The organism is Vibrio sp. 1580 (genome assembly GCF_033340055.1).
The window spans coordinates 1-763 of sequence record NZ_JAWOVT010000224.1; the positions used below are offsets into that span (position 1 = coordinate 1).

General features: G+C 45.0%; 1 protein-coding gene. It reads left to right on the forward strand.

Annotated features, from left to right (window positions below; translation table 11 throughout):
• Positions 1 to 35 precede the first annotated feature (35 nt).
• Positions 36 to 763 (forward strand): cytochrome-c peroxidase (locus tag R7093_RS25170; protein ID WP_318147010.1); only part of this gene is annotated, 728 nt, incomplete at its 3' end.

Consider the following 763-nt stretch of genomic DNA (forward strand, 5'->3'; position numbering starts at 1 on the left):
GTGAGAGTCGAAAATCACGTCAAAAGGAAGTTATTATGAAAACTCTTATCGCAGTGAGTGTTTTATCTATATTGTCTTTCGGTGCCCATGCTGAACGTCAATCCAACGAACCCATCAAGGTCATCGAACCCATTTCTGGGCTCGACAGTAAAAAGATTGAATTGGGTAAAACGCTGTGGTTTGAACCGAGACTGTCGGCGTCGAACACCATTTCTTGTAATTCTTGCCATAACATCGCTAAAGGTGGCGTTGATAACTTACCAAGCTCAATTGGTCACAAATGGTCAATTGGTCCAATCAACTCACCTACGGTGTTTAATTCAGATTTGAATTTCGTTCAATTTTGGAATGGGCGAGCGAAAGATCTGCAAGAGCAAGCCGCAGGCCCTATCGAAAACCCATTGGAAATGGCATTTACCCACCAACTCGCGGTCGACACTCTTCAATCTATCCCTCAATACCGCAAGTGGTTTCAACAAGCTTATGGCAGCGACAATATCACCATTGATAACGTGACCGATGCTATCGCAACATTTGAACAAACGCTGCGTACGCCAAACTCTCCATTCGATTTATGGTTGAAAGGTAACGACGACGCACTCACTACTGCACAAGTGGAAGGCTATCAACTGTTTAAAGACAAAGGCTGTACTGCTTGTCACAGCGGGCCATTAGCGGGCGGACAAATGTATCAAAAAATGGGGTTAGTGAAGCCATTTGCAACAGACAACCCAGATGTTGGCCGCAAAGCCATTACCGGAAG